The 2,168-nt window shown below is 67.6% G+C and carries 1 protein-coding gene; it reads left to right on the top strand.

From position 1 onward, the window contains the following. A partial coding sequence (locus tag JGU66_36220; GenBank protein MBJ6766222.1) for an amino acid adenylation domain-containing protein occupies nucleotides 1–2,168 on the top strand: 2,168 nt, incomplete at both ends.

Raw genomic sequence — 2,168 nt, 5'->3', positions numbered from 1 at the left:
CTCGACGAGCGCTCCAACCAACTCGCACACCTCCTCCTCTCCCTCGGCGTCTCTCACCACTCCCTCGTCGCCCTCTGCCTCGAGCGCTCCCTCGACCTCGTCGTCGCACTCTTCGCCACCCTCAAGGCCGGCGCCGCCTACGTCCCTCTCGACTCCGGCTACCCACTCCAACGCCTCGCGGGAATGCTCGAGGACTCCCGCCCCACCGTCCTCCTCGCCCACTCCCACCTCCTCCCCCGCCTCCCCTCCTCTCTCGGCGCTCACGTCCTCTGTCTCGACTCCCAGCGCAACTCCCTCGACTCCTTCCCCTCTCTGCCCCCTCCCCCTCTCGCCTCCCCTGACTCCCTCGCCTACGTCATCTTCACCTCCGGCAGCACCGGCCGCCCCAAGGGCGCCATGAATGCCCACCTCCCCGTCTGCAACCGCCTCCTCTGGATGCAGCACGCCTTCCACCTCTCCCCCTCCGACGTCGTCCTCCAGAAAACCCCCTTCAGCTTCGACGTCTCCGTCTGGGAGTTCTTCTGGCCTCTCCTCGTCGGCGCTCGCCTCGTCCTCGCTCGCCCAGGGGGACACCAGGAGCCTGCCTACCTCGCTCGCCTCATCCGCGACTCAGGCGTCACCACCCTCCACTTCGTCCCCTCCATGCTCCACGCCTTCCTCGAGGAGCCCTCCGTCCACTCCTGCCTCTCCCTTCGCCGCATCATCTGCAGCGGTGAGGCACTCCCCGTCGAACTCGCCTCCCGCGCTCTCCTGCGCCTCCCCTCCGCCTCCCTCCACAACCTCTACGGCCCCACCGAGGCCGCCGTCGACGTCACCTCCTTCCACTGCCTCCCCTCTGAGTCCAGGCGCTCCATCCCCATTGGCCGCCCTGTCTTCAACACTCACATCCGCATCCTCGACTCCCTCTTCTCCCCCGTCCCTCCAGGCGTCCCCGGCGAGCTCTTCATCTCAGGACTCCAAGTCGGCCGCGGCTACCTCAACCGCCCGGACCTCACCGCGGAGCGCTTCCTCCCCGACCCCTTCTCTCCCTCCCCGGGCGCTCGCCTCTACAAAACCGGAGACCTCGCTCGCTGGCTCCATGACGGCAACGTCGAGTACCTCGGCCGCTCCGACTTCCAGGTGAAGCTGCGCGGACTCCGCATTGAGTTGGGTGACATTGAGGCTGCCCTCGAGCAGCTCCCCAACGTCCTCCAGTCCCTCGTCCTCCCTCTCCACGACGCCTCCGGCTCTCTTCGCCTCGTCGCCTACCTCTCCTTCTCCAACGACTCTCCTCCTCCCTCCCTCTCCTCCCTCCGCTCCCTCCTCCTCCTCAAGCTGCCGGACTTCATGCTTCCGGCTTCCTTTGTCTTCCTCGACTCCTTCCCCCTCTCTCCCAGCGGAAAGGTCGACAGGAAGGCTCTCCCTCCTCCAGACGCCTCCTCCTCTTCTTCCGAGTACGTCCCCCCCTCCTCCCCCACCGAAGTCCTCCTCGCCTCCCTCTGGGCTCACCTCCTCCACTCCCCTCGCGTCGGCTCGCTCGACCACTTCTTTGAGCTCGGCGGGCACTCCCTCCTCGCCACTCAGCTCCTCTCTCGCATCCGCGACTCCTTCCACGTCGAACTCCCTCTCCGCTCAATCTTCGAAGCCCCCACTCTTGAGGCCTTCGCCAGGCGCATCGACGAGGCGCAATCCCAGACAGCGCCGCGCGTTCCCGCGCTGGTGCGAGCGCCGCGCACGAGCACGATGCCACTGTCGTTCGCGCAGCAGCGGCTGTGGCTGATTGATCAGCTCGACCCCGGGACGACCACGTACAACATGCCCGTCGCGCTGCGACTGTCCGGCGCGTTGGACGTGGAAGCGCTGCGTCGCGCGCTGGAGGTCGTCCTCCATCGGCATGAAGTGCTGCGCACGACCTTCCGCGAAACGAGCGACGGCCCCGTGCAGGTCATCGCCGCGCCCGAGCGCTTCACCCTGTCGCTCGTCGATCTGCGCGCGCAGCCGGAGACCGAGCGACAGCGCGAAGCACGGCGCCACGCGGAGACCGAAGCCACCTGCCCCTTCTCACTCACCACCGGCCCCCTGCTGCGCGCGAGCCTGTTGTTGCTCGCCGAGCAGGAGCACTGGCTGCTCCTGAGCCTGCATCACATCGTCTCGGATGGCTGGTCCATGGGCGTGCTCGTGCGGGAGCT

It is taken from the genome of Myxococcaceae bacterium JPH2 (assembly GCA_016458225.1).
Taxonomy (GTDB): Bacteria; Myxococcota; Myxococcia; order Myxococcales; family Myxococcaceae; genus Citreicoccus.
This window is presented reverse-complemented; position numbering and strand designations above follow the sequence as displayed.